The sequence below is a fragment of the Azoarcus sp. DD4 genome (genome assembly GCF_006496635.1).
In the GTDB taxonomy this organism is placed as follows: domain Bacteria; phylum Pseudomonadota; class Gammaproteobacteria; order Burkholderiales; family Rhodocyclaceae; genus Azoarcus.
In genome coordinates this window covers 130,356-145,026 of record NZ_CP022958.1, presented here as the reverse complement: position 1 = coordinate 145,026, position 14,671 = coordinate 130,356, and the positions used below count along the sequence as shown (strand labels likewise).

21 protein-coding genes are annotated in these 14,671 nt (G+C 67.6%); 19 read left to right on the top strand and 2 right to left on the bottom strand.

The features are described from left to right. Positions 1 to 3: 3 nt before the first annotated feature. The 18 genes from CJ010_RS25240 to CJ010_RS00600 all read left to right on the top strand — a co-directional run bounded on the left by CJ010_RS25240 (position 4) and on the right by CJ010_RS00600 (position 11,988). Positions 4 to 984, top strand: a complete 981-nt coding sequence (locus tag CJ010_RS25240) for a hypothetical protein (protein ID WP_205754864.1) — start codon at positions 4 to 6, stop codon at positions 982 to 984. Between the two features lie 10 nt (positions 985 to 994). Continuing rightward, entirely contained in the window at positions 995 to 2,764 is a 1,770-nt protein-coding gene (locus CJ010_RS00675) for a DDE-type integrase/transposase/recombinase (protein ID WP_205754863.1), read from the top strand. Between the two features lie 98 nt (positions 2,765 to 2,862). Next, positions 2,863 to 3,111, top strand: a complete 249-nt coding sequence (locus tag CJ010_RS00670; RefSeq protein WP_141016247.1) for a hypothetical protein — start codon at positions 2,863 to 2,865, stop codon at positions 3,109 to 3,111. Then, a complete protein-coding gene (locus CJ010_RS00665) occupies positions 3,099 to 4,331 on the top strand; it encodes an ExeA family protein (protein WP_205754862.1) in 1,233 nt (410 codons plus the stop codon). Before CJ010_RS00670 ends, CJ010_RS00665 begins: the two co-directional genes overlap by 13 nt. Positions 4,332 to 4,333: 2 nt before the next feature. Further along, positions 4,334 to 4,651 carry a hypothetical protein gene (locus CJ010_RS00660; RefSeq protein WP_141016246.1) on the top strand — a complete coding sequence of 106 codons (318 nt, stop codon included), beginning with the start codon at positions 4,334 to 4,336 and terminating at the stop codon, positions 4,649 to 4,651. Then, on the top strand, positions 4,648 to 5,067 hold the full coding sequence (locus tag CJ010_RS00655; RefSeq protein WP_141016245.1) for a hypothetical protein: 420 nt from the start codon (positions 4,648 to 4,650) through the stop codon (positions 5,065 to 5,067). The genes CJ010_RS00660 and CJ010_RS00655 overlap by 4 nt, the downstream gene beginning before the upstream one ends. Then, on the top strand, positions 5,064 to 5,681 hold the full coding sequence (locus tag CJ010_RS00650; protein WP_141016244.1) for a DUF3164 family protein: 618 nt from the start codon (positions 5,064 to 5,066) through the stop codon (positions 5,679 to 5,681). The genes CJ010_RS00655 and CJ010_RS00650 overlap by 4 nt, the downstream gene beginning before the upstream one ends. Position 5,682: 1 nt before the next feature. Then, on the top strand, positions 5,683 to 6,111 hold the full coding sequence (locus tag CJ010_RS00645) for a hypothetical protein (protein WP_141016243.1): 429 nt from the start codon (positions 5,683 to 5,685) through the stop codon (positions 6,109 to 6,111). Then, the gene (locus CJ010_RS00640) at positions 6,111 to 6,356 is read left to right on the top strand and encodes a hypothetical protein (protein ID WP_141016242.1); all 246 of its coding nucleotides are present in this window, start codon (positions 6,111 to 6,113) and stop codon (positions 6,354 to 6,356) included. The genes CJ010_RS00645 and CJ010_RS00640 overlap by 1 nt, the downstream gene beginning before the upstream one ends. Further along, entirely contained in the window at positions 6,349 to 6,837 is a 489-nt protein-coding gene (locus tag CJ010_RS00635; protein WP_141016241.1) for a hypothetical protein, read from the top strand. The genes CJ010_RS00640 and CJ010_RS00635 overlap by 8 nt, the downstream gene beginning before the upstream one ends. Then, on the top strand, positions 6,834 to 7,046 hold the full coding sequence (locus tag CJ010_RS00630; RefSeq protein WP_141016240.1) for a hypothetical protein: 213 nt from the start codon (positions 6,834 to 6,836) through the stop codon (positions 7,044 to 7,046). Before CJ010_RS00635 ends, CJ010_RS00630 begins: the two co-directional genes overlap by 4 nt. Positions 7,047 to 7,059: 13 nt before the next feature. Then, positions 7,060 to 7,236: a hypothetical protein gene (locus CJ010_RS25075; RefSeq protein WP_168224879.1), complete on the top strand. Its 177-nt coding sequence runs from the start codon at positions 7,060 to 7,062 to the stop codon at positions 7,234 to 7,236. Positions 7,237 to 7,387: 151 nt separating this feature from the next. Beyond that, a complete protein-coding gene (locus CJ010_RS00625; protein ID WP_141016239.1) occupies positions 7,388 to 7,768 on the top strand; it encodes a hypothetical protein in 381 nt (126 codons plus the stop codon). Between the two features lie 5 nt (positions 7,769 to 7,773). Further along, a complete protein-coding gene (locus CJ010_RS00620) occupies positions 7,774 to 8,790 on the top strand; it encodes a DUF5131 family protein (protein ID WP_141016238.1) in 1,017 nt (338 codons plus the stop codon). Then, positions 8,777 to 9,295, top strand: a complete 519-nt coding sequence (locus tag CJ010_RS00615) for a hypothetical protein (protein ID WP_141016237.1) — start codon at positions 8,777 to 8,779, stop codon at positions 9,293 to 9,295. The genes CJ010_RS00620 and CJ010_RS00615 overlap by 14 nt, the downstream gene beginning before the upstream one ends. Then, entirely contained in the window at positions 9,292 to 9,921 is a 630-nt protein-coding gene (locus CJ010_RS00610) for a regulatory protein GemA (RefSeq protein WP_141016236.1), read from the top strand. The genes CJ010_RS00615 and CJ010_RS00610 overlap by 4 nt, the downstream gene beginning before the upstream one ends. Further along, complete coding sequence (locus tag CJ010_RS00605; protein ID WP_141016235.1) at positions 9,921 to 10,268, top strand: Mor transcription activator family protein; 348 nt, start codon at positions 9,921 to 9,923, stop codon at positions 10,266 to 10,268. Before CJ010_RS00610 ends, CJ010_RS00605 begins: the two co-directional genes overlap by 1 nt. 220 nt (positions 10,269 to 10,488) lie before the next feature. Beyond that, positions 10,489 to 11,988 (top strand): AMP nucleosidase, encoded by a 1,500-nt coding sequence (locus CJ010_RS00600; RefSeq protein ID WP_141016234.1) that lies wholly within the window; start codon positions 10,489 to 10,491, stop codon positions 11,986 to 11,988. A 28-nt stretch (positions 11,989 to 12,016) separates the two neighbouring features. On the opposite strand, the gene CJ010_RS00595 is transcribed toward CJ010_RS00600, so the two are convergent. Beyond that, entirely contained in the window at positions 12,017 to 13,015 is a 999-nt protein-coding gene (locus CJ010_RS00595) for a pyridoxamine 5'-phosphate oxidase family protein (RefSeq protein WP_141016233.1), read from the bottom strand. 2 nt (positions 13,016 to 13,017) lie between these two features. Then, the gene (locus tag CJ010_RS00590) at positions 13,018 to 13,665 is read right to left on the bottom strand and encodes a glutathione S-transferase family protein (protein WP_141016232.1); all 648 of its coding nucleotides are present in this window, start codon (positions 13,663 to 13,665) and stop codon (positions 13,018 to 13,020) included. A 102-nt stretch (positions 13,666 to 13,767) separates the two neighbouring features. Between CJ010_RS00590 and CJ010_RS00585 the strand changes: the two genes are divergently transcribed. Further along, positions 13,768 to 14,664, top strand: coding sequence for a LysR family transcriptional regulator (locus tag CJ010_RS00585; RefSeq protein ID WP_141016231.1), 897 nt, complete (start codon positions 13,768 to 13,770; stop codon positions 14,662 to 14,664). The last annotated feature ends 7 nt before the right edge of the window (positions 14,665 to 14,671 follow it).

The following is a 14,671-nucleotide window of genomic DNA, read 5'->3' as shown; positions in this document are numbered from 1 at the left end:
ACCATGGCACGCAAAGCGAAAGAGTACGTGGAGACGAATCCGGCCGTCCTGATGCCGGACGAAGCGCTGCAGGCGGCGCATGCGGTGACGCTGACGAATGAGGCGGAGCTGCACGCGATCAAGGATGCCTACAGCGACGAGCGCGACCTGCTGAATCAGTTGCTCGGGCAGGCGCAGATGGCAGATGCATTCGCTAAGTTTTCGGTGACGGTCACCACTTCCAAACTGGCATTCGTCAAAGAAAACAAGCTCTATCGCACCCTGAGTGGCAAAAAAAGTGGTGACGGTCACCAGTTTTCAGGGACGTGGGACGAGTTCTGCTCGTTGCTGGGGCGTTCGCGTGAACAGGTCGATGAAGATATCCGCAACCTCAAGACGCTCGGTGAAGAAGCCCTCGAATCCATGTCCCGCATGGGCATTGGCTACCGCGAACTCCGCCAGTACCGCCGGCTCCCCGAAGACCAGAAAACCGCCCTGATCGAAGCCGCCAAGGTGGGCGACAAGGACACCTTCCTTGAACTCGCCGAGGACATGATCGCCAAGCACGCAAAGGAGAAAGAGGCGCTGGCGAAACTGGTGGAAGAGCTGAAGGCGGACGGCGAGGCGAGCGCGCGGCTGCTGTCGGACAAGAACGCCAAGATCGACGAGCTGACGAAGATCAAGTCGACCATCTCCCCCTGGGATGAAAAGGTGGGGCAGGTTAAAACCGAGATCGTCGCCGGCTTCGACCTGATCGACACCACGGTGGCGAAGATGGACCTGATCCACGGCGCCATCCTCGACGAGACGGTGACCTGGGGCGACACCGAGGAGGCCGAGCGGCTGATCCTGCGGCAGTTCGCGGTGTCGTTCGGCGACCGCCTGAAGCGCACGGCGCAGCAGCTGGCCGAGCTGTGCGACCGCTACGACGCGACGCTGGCCGGCTGGGCCGAGGAACTCGACGGCCGCACGCTGCCGGGCGACGACTCGGGCGCCGAGGGGTAAGGGGACCACCATGGCGACCATGCCCAACCCCACCCGCGAATACCTGCAGGGGTTTGCCTGCCGGCTGGATGCGGCCGCGCACGGCTGCAAGCGCGCCCTGCTGGAAGAGGCGCGCACCCTGTATGGCTGGAGCGTGAGCAAGCTCTACGCCGAGCTCGAACGCCAGGTGGGCTGGACGAGCGGCCGCAAGGTGCGTGCGGACAAGGGCGCGACGAAGGCGAATGGCGAGTCGCTGGAGATGATCGCCGCCCTGCAGCGCGGCAGCGTCCGCGCCAACGACAAGAAGACCATGTTCACCCCGGTGGCAAGCAGTGTAGCGGCCAACAACGGCTGCGAGATCACCTTGTCCGCGCGGCAGATCAACCGCCTGGTCAAGAGCCGCCGCCTGGGCGTGGCGCAGCAGGCCGAAGCGCGCGCGCCGGTGACGCTGCGCAGCCTGCACCCCAACCACGTGCATCAGGTCGACCCGTCGCTGTGCCTGGTCTATTACATGCGCGGCCAGCAGCGAATCATCCGCGACGACGAGTTCTACAAAAACAAGCTGGAAAAGCTGGCGAAGGTGAAGTTCAAGGTGTGGCGCTACGTGCTGTGGGACCACGCCAGCGGGCTGGTGCTGCCCTGGTACGTGGAGGCCGCGGGCGAGAGCCCGGTGAACCTGTACAAGTTCCTGATGTTCGCCTGGGGCGAGCAGCCCGGACGGCGCTTCCACGGCGTGCCGAAGATCCTGATGTGGGACAAGGGCAGCGCCAACACCGCGGCGGCCGTGCAAAACCTGTTGGCGGCGCTGGAGGTGAAGAGCATCACCCACGCGCCGGGAAACGCCCGCGCCAAGGGTGGCGTGGAAGGTGGCAACAACCTGGTGGAAACCCAGTTTGAAAGCCGCCTGCGCTTCGACCCGGTGCACAGCGTGGAAGAGCTGAACGCCGCCGCCGCGGCCTGGGCGGAGGCCTACTGCGCCAACGCCATCCCCCACCAGGACACCCGGCTGCGCCGCAAGGGCCTGAAGACGCCGACGGCCCGCTACGACCTGTGGATGAAGATCCGCCAGGACGAACTGCGCCTGCTGCCGCCGGAGCCCGTGTGTCAAGTCTTCCTGGAAGGCCGCAAGGTGACCCGCAAGGTCGCCCGCGACCTGACGATTTCCTACGCCCACCCGCGCGCCGATGCGCCGCGCACCTACGACGTGGCCGGCCTGGCCGGCGTGTGCGCCGGCGACGTGCTGGAGATTTCTCCGCTGCTGTTCGGCAACTGCGCGATCAGCCTGCGGGTGCCGCGCTACGACGGCGAGGACGTGATCTACCGGCTGGAGCCGGAGGCCGACGAGCGCGACGACTACGGCCGGCCGATGACGGCCCCGATCATCGGCGAAAGCTATGCGTCCCGCCCGATGACGGATGCGGACCGCAGCGCCCAGGCGCTGGACGGCCTGCTGTACCCGGGCATGACGGCCGAAGAGATGGACAAGGCACGCCGCAGCAATGCCGCGCTGATGGGCGGCACGGTGGATGCCGTGCGCCACCTCGCGCAGATCGAGATTCCGGCGGCGCTGCCGCGGCGCGGTACCGACATCGCCATCCAGGCGTCGCAGTTTGAAACCGTACCCATGACCCACTTCGAAGCGGCCAAAGCGCTGCGCGGCATGGGTGTGGATCGGCAGGACCTGCACCCGTGGCTGGTGGCGACGTACCCGGATGGTGTGAAGGAAGAAGCCCTGGCGGAGATTGCCGCGGGGTTGAAGGGCAACACCGAACCGCGCCTGCGCGCGGTCGGCGGGGCCTGACAAGGATCGGCCCGGCGTGTAGGGCACGTCGGGCCGAAGGTGGGCAAGCGGTTGGCGCCGCGCAGCCCGGTGCAATGGAGATTGCGATGGAGATTGTAATGGGTATCTGGAACGCGAAACCGAACATCCGCCGCCTGTGGCGTGTGCGCAAGCCGGCCCGGCGGGTGTTTGGCCGGGGCATGAAGCAGGTGGTGCTGTACCGCCGGGGGAGATTGACGCAGGGCAGCGAGCTGGCCCGCTGGTCCGCGCGGGCGAAGGAACAGGACCGCCGCAGCGGTGTGCTGAACCCCGACCGCGACTTCTACTACCGGCCGTGCTTCGAACGGAGGCTGCCATGCAACGCGTGAGCGAAACCGAGCGGCCGATGCCGCTGCGGCTGAAGTCGGTGCTGCTGCACTACGGCATCCGGCACGAGGACGTTGCCGCGCGCCTGATCCAGCGCGGTGGCCACCACGAGGGCAAGCCGCTCTCCCGCGTGGGGATCACCCGGATGCTGAACAACACCTGGCGGCCGTCTCACACGCCGTGGGAGGACATCACGACGTCTATCGAGGCCATGCTCGCCGAGCACGGCGTGCCGAAGGACGAGATCGCCACGGTGTGGGACGAAGACCGCATCCGCAACCACAGCACCAAGCCGTATTCCAGCCGCGAGCAGCGGCCCGCCGACAACAACGTCTCTATCGACCTGGAAACCGAAATGCTTTCTGCGCAAGCCAAACGCCACTTTGCCCTGTTCCGCGACCCGTTCGTCGATGACGTGCAGGGGCCGGAGGATTTGTTCCTCTCGGCGGATCAGCGCTATGTGCGCGAAGCGATGTACCAGGCCGCGCGCACCGGGGGGTGGTTCATTGCCGTGGTGGGCGAATCCGGCAGCGGCAAGACCACGCTGCGCCGCGAAACGCTGGACCGCATCGGCCGCGAGGCGCTTCCGGTGGCGGTGATCCAGCCGAAGAGCTTCGACAAGACGGCGCTGAAGACGGCCCACATCTGCCAGGCGATCCTCGCCGACGTTAAGCCGTCCGAGGCGCCCAAGCGCAGCCTGGAGGCGCTCGCCCGGCAGGTGGAAAAGGCGCTGACCGAATCGAGCCGCAGCGGGCAAAGCCACGTGCTGATGATCGAGGAAGCCCACGACCTCAACGTGCAAACCCTCAAGTACCTCAAGCGCTTTTGGGAGATGGAGGACGGCTTCAAGAAGCTGCTTTCCATCGTGCTGATCGGCCAGCCCGAGCTGAAGGAAAAGCTGAACGAGCGGCAGTACTTCGAGGCCCGGGAGGTGATTCGCCGTTGCGAGGTGGTGGAGCTGTTTCCGCTGGACAACCAGCTGGGCGAATACATCACGCTGAAGTTCAAGCGCCTGCAGCGCGACATGCGCGAGCTGGTAGACGACGGCGCGGTCGACGCGATCCGCGCCCGGCTGACCTACGCCGGCAAGGGCGCACAGCGCAACCAGACGGTGAGCATGTGCTACCCGCTGGTGGTGAACAACCTGGTTACTCGCGCGCTGAACCACGCCGCCGAAGTGGGCGCACCCAAGGTGACGGCCGACATCGTGAGGGGGTGCTGATCATGGGCGCGAGCAACCCGATCCAGACCCGCGCCCTGCGCTCCGCCAAGCCCATGAACGAGGTCGTCAAGGAAGCGATGCTGCAGGCGCTGGAAGAGGTCTGCCGGCTGGCCAACGAGGGGCACACCATCATCTCGGCGGACGTGGCGTTCGGCCGGCCGCGCATCCAGCTAGCGGCATCGCCGCTGCTGGCGCACCTGGTGGAGACCGGCAAGGCCGCGTACTACACCTATGCGATCCGCGAGGGCAAGCGCACCCGCCAGGGCCAGCTGCACAACCGCAGCTGCACCGTGGTGTGGGCCGAGGAGGATGCAGCGTGATCGCCATGCCTTCCATCTTCTCCCAGCTCGAGCAGGCCGCGCCGCGGCAGCGGCCGGCCTTCATCCCGCGCATTCCGTCGATGGCCGAGCAGATCCGCGCCGCGGCCGACGAGGCGACGCTGCGGCTGTACGTCATGGCGCCGCCCAAGCGCGCCACCAACAAGGCGCGGGCGGCCAGCGCCGAACGCCTGCGCCACCTCTGCCTGCGCGCGCTGGCCGAGAGCGACACCGTGACCATTGCACTGCTGCTCGAACGCTACCCCGACGTGACGGTGCAGAGCTGGTCGTGGGTGGTCCGCACGCTGATCCAGCGCGGCTTGGCCGAGCGCGTGGAAACCCGCCTGCGCACGCTGCGCATCCGCATCACCGACGCCGGCCGCGAGGCGGCGGCTGACCTTACCCAGGAGCAGCAATGAACGATACCGCACTGCCAAATGGCTACATGCGCAACGCCGCAGGCCACCTGGTGCCGCGCGAACAGGTGCGCGAGCAGGATCTGCTGCGCGACCAGGTCGCCAGCCAACACGCTGCCAGGGCGATCGCACTGAGCAAGATGCTGGCCGACTTCAAGGCCGATGTGCTCGGCGACATGGCCGATCTGGTGAAGATCGCCGGCGAGCGCTACGGCGCCAAGCTCGGCGGCGCCAAGGGCAACGTCAGCATCACCACCTACGACGGCGCCTACAAGATCCAGCGCGCCACCGCCGAGCGCATCACCTTCACCGAGGAGCTGGAAGCGGCCAAGGCGCTGATCAACGCCTGCATCGACCGCTGGAGCCAGGGCGCCAACCCGCACATCCGCGCGCTCGTCGACCGCGCCTTCCGGACCGACAGCAAGGGCCAGATCAAGATGGCCGCGGTACTCGACCTGCTGCGCCTGGAGATCGAGGACGACGAGTGGAAGCGCGCCATGGAGGCCATCAAGGACAGCATCCAGGCGACCGGCACGGCGGTGTATGTGCGGGTGTACAAGCGGGTGGGGATGACGGATCAGTACGTCGCCGTGCCGCTGGATATTGCGGGGGTGTGAGATGGGATGCTTCCTCGACCCTAATCAAGACCTCGAATTCGACCCCGAGGACACTGACAGCGTCTATGTCAATGACGTCGATCCAGACCGATACGAAGTTGGTTTGATTCACGGTGTTGGCCCGTATGTGAAGGACAAGCACACCGACCTGGTCTTTAGCTTCGAGTGGGAAGAGCTGGTCGCTCAGGCGCTGGATGCGGGAATGAGTGGAAGTGACGTGTGGTCGCGCTGCGACGAGCGCACCTACACCACTTTGCTACTTGTCGGTGGGCATTGCGTTCCGGAACAGGTCGTTTCGACCTGGTCGGACAAGCAGTGCATGGAAGCGGAGGAATGGGCCCTTTCGGTTCACCTCAGCGCCAGCGACAACGACGGCATCGAGGTACCGCCCATGCCGGAACACGTTGCCGCCTACCCGGAGGCGTGCTGATGGCCTCCCTCGAAATCACCGTCCGCAAGGTCGGCGACGCCTACAAGACCGACGTGGTCGACGGCAAGCAGGGCGCGAGCAGCACCTCGCCCGCGCGTGCTGCCGAACGCCTCGCCGAGCACCTGTGGGGCGTCACCGACCTCGACACCGCGCGCCGCATCGGCCCGCGCGACCCGAAGCGCCCGTTCGTGACGCGCTGGCGCATTACCGACGCGGCCTTGCGCAAGGGAGACAACCATGTCTGATCGCACCAATCTCGCGGTGCAGTGCTGCCGCTGCCGCAACAAGCACACCGAGTCCGATCGGATCATGCGGCCGCGGCCGCGCCGTTCGGCCTCGGAACTCCAGATTCAGGACAGCTGCTGCCCGCGCTGTGGCTCGACGACCTACTACGACATCACCCCCTGGGTGGCGTGGTGCTGGGCGTCTGGACTGATCGAGATGGGCGACGCGGTGCCCGCCAAGCAGCCTGATGGAAGCGGCCCCATCGTCATCGCGCGCGGTCCGAAATCGTCGCTGAAAGCGGTTGTCGAGGCAGTGGCACGGCATGGCTACGGCGCGAGCGAAGGCCAGCTGCTCGTGCCGGGAATTCCGGAGGCGCAGATCACAGGGGCAGACCCCGTGAAGGTACTAGCTGACTTCGTGGATTGGTGCGCCAAGAGCAATGGCCGAAGGGGCCGGCACGGCGTCGTGTTTGCGCGTGAAGCCGACGGGAGAGCGTCATGACCACCCGCCACCTCAAGGCCAACTCCCGCGGCAGCTGGGCCAACGTGCTGAGCTTCGACGAAGCCAACGGGCACGAGGTTCGGCAGGCCTGCGAAATCCTGATGTGGGCGTCCGGCGCCACGGTGAGCTTCAAGATCACCGACGACGCCGGCGTCACCCTCGCATCGCTCGACGCCCGGCAGCGCCCGGCCGTCTGGCAAATCCGCTGAACCGGAGGCGACCATGGACAAGCATCCGAACATGCAACAACACGGCGCCCGCACCGACTGGTCGATGCGCCAGTTCGTCGACGAGATCAAGGCCGCCAAAGCGGCCGGCACCGACCGCCGCGAGCTGCGCGTCCGCATGTACCAGCGCGGCGTCCCCAACGATGTCCGCTTCCGCATCCTCGGGTGCTGACCATGGCCGCCGCGTCCTACGCGCTGCTCATCGTCGCCGGCATCGTCCAGCCGGGCCCGCTCAGCTGGGCGATGTTGGCCCTGGGCGTCACGGGCCTCGCCACGCTGCGCCCCGGCGGTTGATCCGTCATCGAAATTCATTGGGAGTGAATATGCCCATCTTCAACTTCAAGGCTCGCTTCGCCGAGGCTGTCCGCTCCGGCGCCAAGCGCCAGACCATCCGCGCCCGAGGCAAGCGCCCGCCGCCGAAGGAAGGCTCGGTCGCATACCTCTATTCCGGCCTCCGAACAAAACAGGTGAGCAAGCTCGGCGAGCATCGCATCACATCGGTGACGCTGATCTCCATTGGCGCCGCGCAGCGCATCGTAAGCATGCCGCGCGGTACCGGCGCCACTGCCCGCTGGGACAACCTCGATCCCGCAGAAGTCGAGCAGCTCGCACGCGCCGACGGCTTCGCGAGCGCCGGCGAGTTCTTCGACTTCTTCCAGTCCGAGTACGGCGGCACGTTCTCGGGCTACCTGGTCAAGTGGTGATGACAATGGGAGATAACACCAAGATCGAATGGACGGATGCCACGTGGAATCCGGTATCTGGCTGCAGCAAGGTGTCGGCCGGCTGCAAGCATTGCTACGCCGAACGCGACTGGGCGCGGCTTTCCGCCAACCCGGAAACGCGGTACTTCAATCGCCTCTTCACCGACGTGCAGGTGCACGGCGACATGCTTTCCCTGCCTGTGCGCTGGGCGAAGCCGCGCCGCATCTTCGTCAACTCGATGTCCGACCTGTTCCATGTGGAGGTTTCGGACGGATTCATCGCCAACGTGTTCGCCGTCATGGCGGCCTGCCCGCAGCACACGTTCCAGGTGCTGACGAAACGCCCCGAACGGATGCTCGACCTGCTCGGCGGCAAAGACGCGCGGTGGATCGCCCAGGCACAGCAGCGGATGACCGAGGCCGGTGTCATCCCGGCCGGGGCATATACCGTGCGGTGGCCGCTGCCGAACGTGTGGATTGGCGTGAGCGTGGAGGATCAAGAGGCGGCGGACGAGCGCATCCCGCTGCTACTGCGGACTCCGGCGGCGGTGCGGTGGATCTCGGCCGAGCCGCTGCTGGGGCATGTCGACCTCGGCCGCTGGATCGGTGATGAGGACTGCTATGTATGTGGCGCGCGCTTCTTCGGCGATGAGATCCGTTTGCGCCTACCTGCGGGGCCTGAGCAGGTGCGAGTGGTCGATTTTGAGGACGAGCCAGACGACGAGAACGACATCCGCCGCGTGTGTCCGGCATGCGGTCAGCGGGACGACTGCGGAGAGGTTGGGCCAGTTGAAGAGGAGGATCTGGGGGGCGGCCTGAACTGGGTCATCGTCGGCGGCGAGTCTGGACCCAAGGCGCGACCGATGCATCCGGACTTGGTGCGGAGCCTGCGCGACCAGTGCGCCGCGGCCGGCGTGCCGTTCTTCATGAAACAACTGGGCGGCACCCGAGACAAGCGAGGCGCGCTCGAAGACCTACCGGAGGACCTGCGTGTACGGGAGATGCCGAATGCTGCAGCCTAATCCGACCACGCTGGCTTACCTCGCCGGGATGATCGACGGGGACGGCTACATCACCATCAATCGCAGCGCGCGGGGCGGCAAGGTCTATCACGCCCCGCAAGTCGGCATCGCTGGCACGCGGCGCGAGCCGCACGACTTGGCTGCATCGCTGTGGGGCGGCAACGTCTCCTGCTACGCGCCAGTGAACCCGAACCATCGACCTCAATTTCAGTGGTCCCGCCAGGGCTCCCAGGCAGCTTCAATCATCCGCGCCATCCAGCCTTACCTGCTCGTGAAGCGCGAGCATGCCGATCTCGCATTGGAACTGTGGGAGCACATCGAAGAGGGGCGCGCGGAAGACCCCTTCCCTTGGTATGGGCCTCACTTCAACCCGTCGCGCGAAAGGGACGAGATGCGCTCGATGATGATCGGCCTGAACCAGTCACGTAACCGCATCGGCAAGAATGCAGCCGGCCGCCTGCTCGACGGCAAGCTGCACAACGGCTACCCGGAGGTATCGCCATGACCAGCGCCGCCTTCGCCTCGGCCCGCGCCGCGCAGCGCGCCCGGCTGATCAAGACCGTCCAGACCGGCCGCAACCGGCTCGGCCTGGACGAGGACACCTACCGCGACATTCTCGCCGCCCACTCCGGTGGCAAACGCTCGGCGAAGGATCTGGATGTGTTCGAGCTGGAAGCGGTGGTGAAACACCTGCGCAAGGCCGGCTTCACGCCGACCAAGCCCACCAGCGCCGCACCGCGCGAACGCCGCACCCTGGACACCTCGGCCGAGGCCAGCAAGGCCCGCGCGCTGTGGCTGTGGCTGCACCAGGTGGGCATCGTCCGCGACCCCAGCGAGGCCGCGCTCGCGGCCTTCGTGCGCCGGACCAACGGCGTGGATGACCTGCGCTGGGCGCGCCGGAAGGACTGGACCATCGAAGGCCTCAAGGCCTGGGCCGCCCGCCAGCTGCCCGCCAAGATCGAGGAGCGCCTGCCGCGCTACAAGGCCGCCGGCAAGCTCCATCCGCTGGCCACCGTCGGCACGCTGGCCGCCCGGCTGCGGCCGACGCTCAACCCGACGACCTTCGATGCCCTGCAGGCTGTGTCGGACTACCTCGACGGCCTCGACAAGGCCATGGCGGAGGCCGGTTGATGTCGCTGATGCTCGACGACGACTACCCCGAAGCGCTCGGGCTGATCGCGACCGCAGCCTACGCCTGGCTCACCACCAGGCTGAAGCTCGATCACCAGCCCGCCGCAGAGGCGGCGCTGTCGATCGCCGAGGCCGCCCGCAAGGAACTCGGCGGTGGGATGCTGTACATACCCAAGGGCACCGCGTGGGAGCTGTCGGCCCGCGATCGCGAGATCTACGCCAGGTTCCGCGGCGACAATTACGACCAACTGGCCCGCGAGTTCCAGCTGACCGAAATGCGCATCCGCCAGATCGTCGACCGCTGCCGACGTACCGACCTCAAGGACCGCCAAGCCGGCCTTTTCTGACCGCGCCCGCCGCGCCGCCGGCTTTGCGCCCTCTGCAAACGCCTTTCGCCGTCCGTCCCGTTTCCTCCCCCCCTGTCCCGCCCGGTCCCGGACTTTTCTTGCCTTACCCCCGGTAGTTTTCTTGTCCCGTCTCAGTATTGGCCGTCGCCACGGCACCGGCGCCGCGTGGGGCTGCGTGTAACATGGCATGCGTACGTTCCGACAACACACGGGAGACGCCATGAGCCCGGACGCGCCCTACTTCGCCCCCGAACGCTTCGAGGATCCCGCCGCCGCGCTGGCGCGGGTGATCGAAATCTACGATGCCAGCATCGGCCACCTGCGCGACGCGCTGCACCGCTTCGTCGCCGGCGAGGACATCGGTCGCCATGTGCGCGCCTGCTACCCCTTCGTGCGGGTGCGGACCGACACCGTGGCGCGCGCCGATTCGCGCCTGTCCTACGGTTTCGTCGCCGGCCCGGGCGCCTACGAGACCACGCTGACGCGGCCCGACCTGTTTGCCGACTACTACCTCGAACAGTTCCGTCTGCTGCTGCAGAACCACGGCGTGGCGCTGGAGATCGGCACCGGCCACCAGCCGATTCCGCTGCACTTCTCGGTGAGCGAGCACGACCACGTCGAAGGGGAACTCAGCGTCGAACGCCGCCAGCACCTGCGCGACGTGTTCGACCTGCCCGACCTCAACGCCATGGACGACGGCATCGCCAACGGCACCTTCGAACCGCGCCCGGGCGAGGCCCACCCGCTTGCGCTGTTCACCGCGCCGCGGGTGGATTACTCGCTGCACCGGCTGCGCCACTACACCGGCACGGTGCCCGAACACTTCCAGAACTTCATCCTGTTCACCAACTACCAGTTCTACATCGACGAGTTCATCAGGCTCGGCCACACGCTGATGGCCGACGGCGGCGGCGCGCACGGCTACAGCGCCTTCGTCGAGCCGGGCAACGTCATCACCCGCCGCGCCGGCGAGGCGCCGCGCCCGGGTGACGAACTTGGCAGCCCGCCGCCGCGCCTGCCGCAGATGTCGGCCTATCATCTGGTGCGCGAGGACCGCGCCGGCATCACCATGGTGAACATCGGCGTGGGTCCGGCCAACGCCAAGACCATCACCGATCACATCGCGGTACTGCGCCCGCATGCCTGGATCATGCTCGGCCACTGCGCCGGGCTGCGCAACACCCAGCAGCTGGGCGACTACGTGCTGGCCCACGGCTACGTGCGCGAGGACCACGTGCTCGACGAGGAACTGCCGCTGTGGGTGCCGATTCCGCCGCTGGCCGAGGTGCAGCTGGCGCTGGAGGCCGCGGTGGAAGACGTCACCCAACTATCGGGCTACGAGCTGAAGCGGCTGATGCGCACCGGCACCGTGGCCAGCACGGACAACCGCAACTGGGAACTGCTGCCCTCGCACGGCATGGCGACCTCGCCGGAGCGGCGCTTCAGCCAGAGTCGCGCGATCGCGCTCGACATGGAATCGGCCACCATCGCCGCCAACGGCTTCCGCTTCCGCGTGCCCTACGGCACCCTGCTGTGCGTCAGCGACAAGCCGCTGCACGGCGAGATCAAGCTGCCCGGCATGGCCAACCACTTCTACCGCGAACGGGTGGATCAACACCTGCGCATCGGCATCCGCGCCATCGAGCGCCTGCGCGAACAGGGTGTGGACCGGCTGCACAGCCGCAAGCTGCGCAGCTTCGCCGAGGTCGCCTTCCAGTAGCCCTGGCCACCGCCGACCGGACGGGCAGCTACCACGTGCCCGTCCCTTCGAGGAAGGGCGACGGTTCGGTCTCCTTGCCCCAGCGCAGTGGCAATGCCCGCCGCCGCAGCGCTGCGCGCTCGACATGGATGCGCAGCAGGCGCTGGGCGCCGGCGAAGGCGGCCACCTCCGGCCCATCCTCCACGATCTCCGCCATGCCGGCAAAGTGGATGAGGTCGGCGACACCGTCCCCGCCCGCGCCGTCGACATCGACGAAGAGCAGGCCCACCCGCGGGTCGAGCACGATATTGCCCAGGGTGTTGAAAAAGTTGTTGCCGGCGAAATCCGGCAGGGTCAGCGTCACGCCGCCGTCTGCCGCCTGCGACCAGCGCACGAAGCCTGGCTTGCCACCGCGGTGGGAAACGTCCGCGCCGTAGATCGCCGCCGTATCGTCCGCAGCGGCCGGATGGGCGGTGGCGATGAAGAGCGTGTCGGCGGCGCCGACCACGCGCCGCAACAGCGGATCGGCCGGGTCGATCGGCACCGGCGCGGCCGGCTCGACCCCGCCCCCGACGAATTCCGCGCTGCGCGCCTGGATGTACTTCGGGCAGTTACCGAAGCTCTCGCGCACCTCCACGCTGAAACCGCCTTCATCCACCGCGCTCACCCTGCCGTTCATGCGGTTGCGCCGCCGTGTCGGCGGTTCCAGCCCGAGCAGGCCCACCATGGCGCCGACGCGGATCGCACCGGCCAGCGGATCGGTGTCGCCGGGCAGGGCGGCGATGCGCAGGCTGCGGCTGTCGGGCGAAGAAACGAAGCCCGGCACGCCGGCGAGCAGGGTCGCGCAGGGCCGGCCCTGCGCATCGGCGGCGGCGAGTACGACAAAGGGCAGCTGGGCGAAAAAGCTGCGGTGCTGCTCCGGCATATGGTCGCGAATGACACGGGCGCCGATCTCGGCCATCTGCCCGGCCTTGCCGACGCGTTCCTGCAGCAGCCGCTCGCCGGCATGGAAGGCAGCGGCGCGGACAGTGGGTTCGACCTGCGCCATGATCATTCCCCCTTCGGTATGGGCGAGCGCGGCATGCCGACGAAACCCGGCAACGCCTCGATGCGGGCCAGCCAGTCACGGATGTGCGGATAAGGCTGCAGCGAGATGCCGCCTTCCGGCGCATGCGCGGTGTAACTGTAGAGCGCGATGTCGGCCAGCGTGGGGGTTTCGGCAGCGAGGAAGGGCCGGCGGCTCAGTTCGCCCTCCATCACCGGCAGCAGGCGGGCGGCGAGTTCGAGCGCGCCAGCCAGGTCCACCGGCGCGCCGAATACATGCTTGAGCCGGGCGCGCGCCGGGCCGAAGGCGAGCAGGCCGGCGGCGGCGGAAAGCCAGCGCTGGACCTCGGCGGCACCGACCGGATCGGCCGGCAGCCAGGCGATCTCCTGGTCGCGGCCGTAGCGGCCGGCGAGGTACACCAGGATGGCGTTGGAGTCGGCCAGCACCACCTCGCCGTCCTTCAGCACCGGCACCTGGCCGAAGGGGTTGAGCGCCAGGAATGCGGCCTGCCGATGCGCGCCGCCGGCCAGGTCCACCGGCTCGTAGCGGTAGGGCAGGCCCAGCAGCGACATGAAGAGGGCGACGCGGTGGCAGTGGCCGGACAGCGGCACGCCGTAGAGGACGAGTTCCTGGGCGGGGGCGTTGCGGGTCATGGGAGTCTCCTTGGGCTGTGGGAAACTCATTGTCGGTACTTCCATCAGCGCAATAAATGACGCGGGAGGATTAGACTCATTCCATTTCTGCAGTAATTGCCCATGGACAAGCTCAAGGCCATGCAGATCGCGGTGGCGATCGCCGACGGCGGCAGCCTGACCGCTGCCGCCGACAGCCTGGACATCTCGCTGCCGGTGGTGGTGCGCACGCTCGCTGCGCTGGAAGCCGGACTCGGCGCGCGGCTCTTCAACCGCAGCACCCGCCGCCTGTCGCTCACCGACGAGGGGCGTGACTATCTCGCCCGCTGCCGCCAGATCCTGGCCGACATCCACGACGCCGAAGCCGCACTGGCCAGCGACGCGGTGGTACCGAGCGGCCGCGTGGTGGTGACCGCGCCGGTGTTGTTCGGCCAGAAGCATGTCGCCCCGGCGATCACCCGCTTCGTCCAGCACTACGCGCAAATGCGGGTGGAGCTGCGGCTCCACGACCGGGTGGTGAACTTGCTGGAAGAGCACATCGACGTCGCGGTGCGCATCGGCGAGCTGGAGGACCAGTCGCTGGTCGCCCACGCGCTCGGCAAGCTGCGCCGCATCGTCGTCGCCGCGCCGGCCTACCTCGCCGCGCGCGGCACACCCCGCCATCCGCGCGAACTCGCCGGCCACGAGTGTGTCGTTTTCAACAACAGCACCGCCGGCTGGTGGCGTTTCATCGAGGACGGCAAGGAATTCGGCGTGACGGTGGACGGCCGCCTCAGCTACAACCACGTGGCGCCGGCGACCGACGCCTGCCGCGCCGGCATGGGCCTGGGCTGCTTCATTTCCTACCAAGTGGCGGACGACCTGCGCGCCGGCCGGCTGCTGCCGGTGCTGGAGGCCTTCGAACTGCCGCCGCGGCCGGTGCACGTGGTGTATCCGCACGCCCGCCTGCTGCCGACGCGGACACGGGTGCTGGTGGACTGGATACGGCGCGACCTTTCCGGACAGCTCGCCGCGCTGTGAGCCTCCG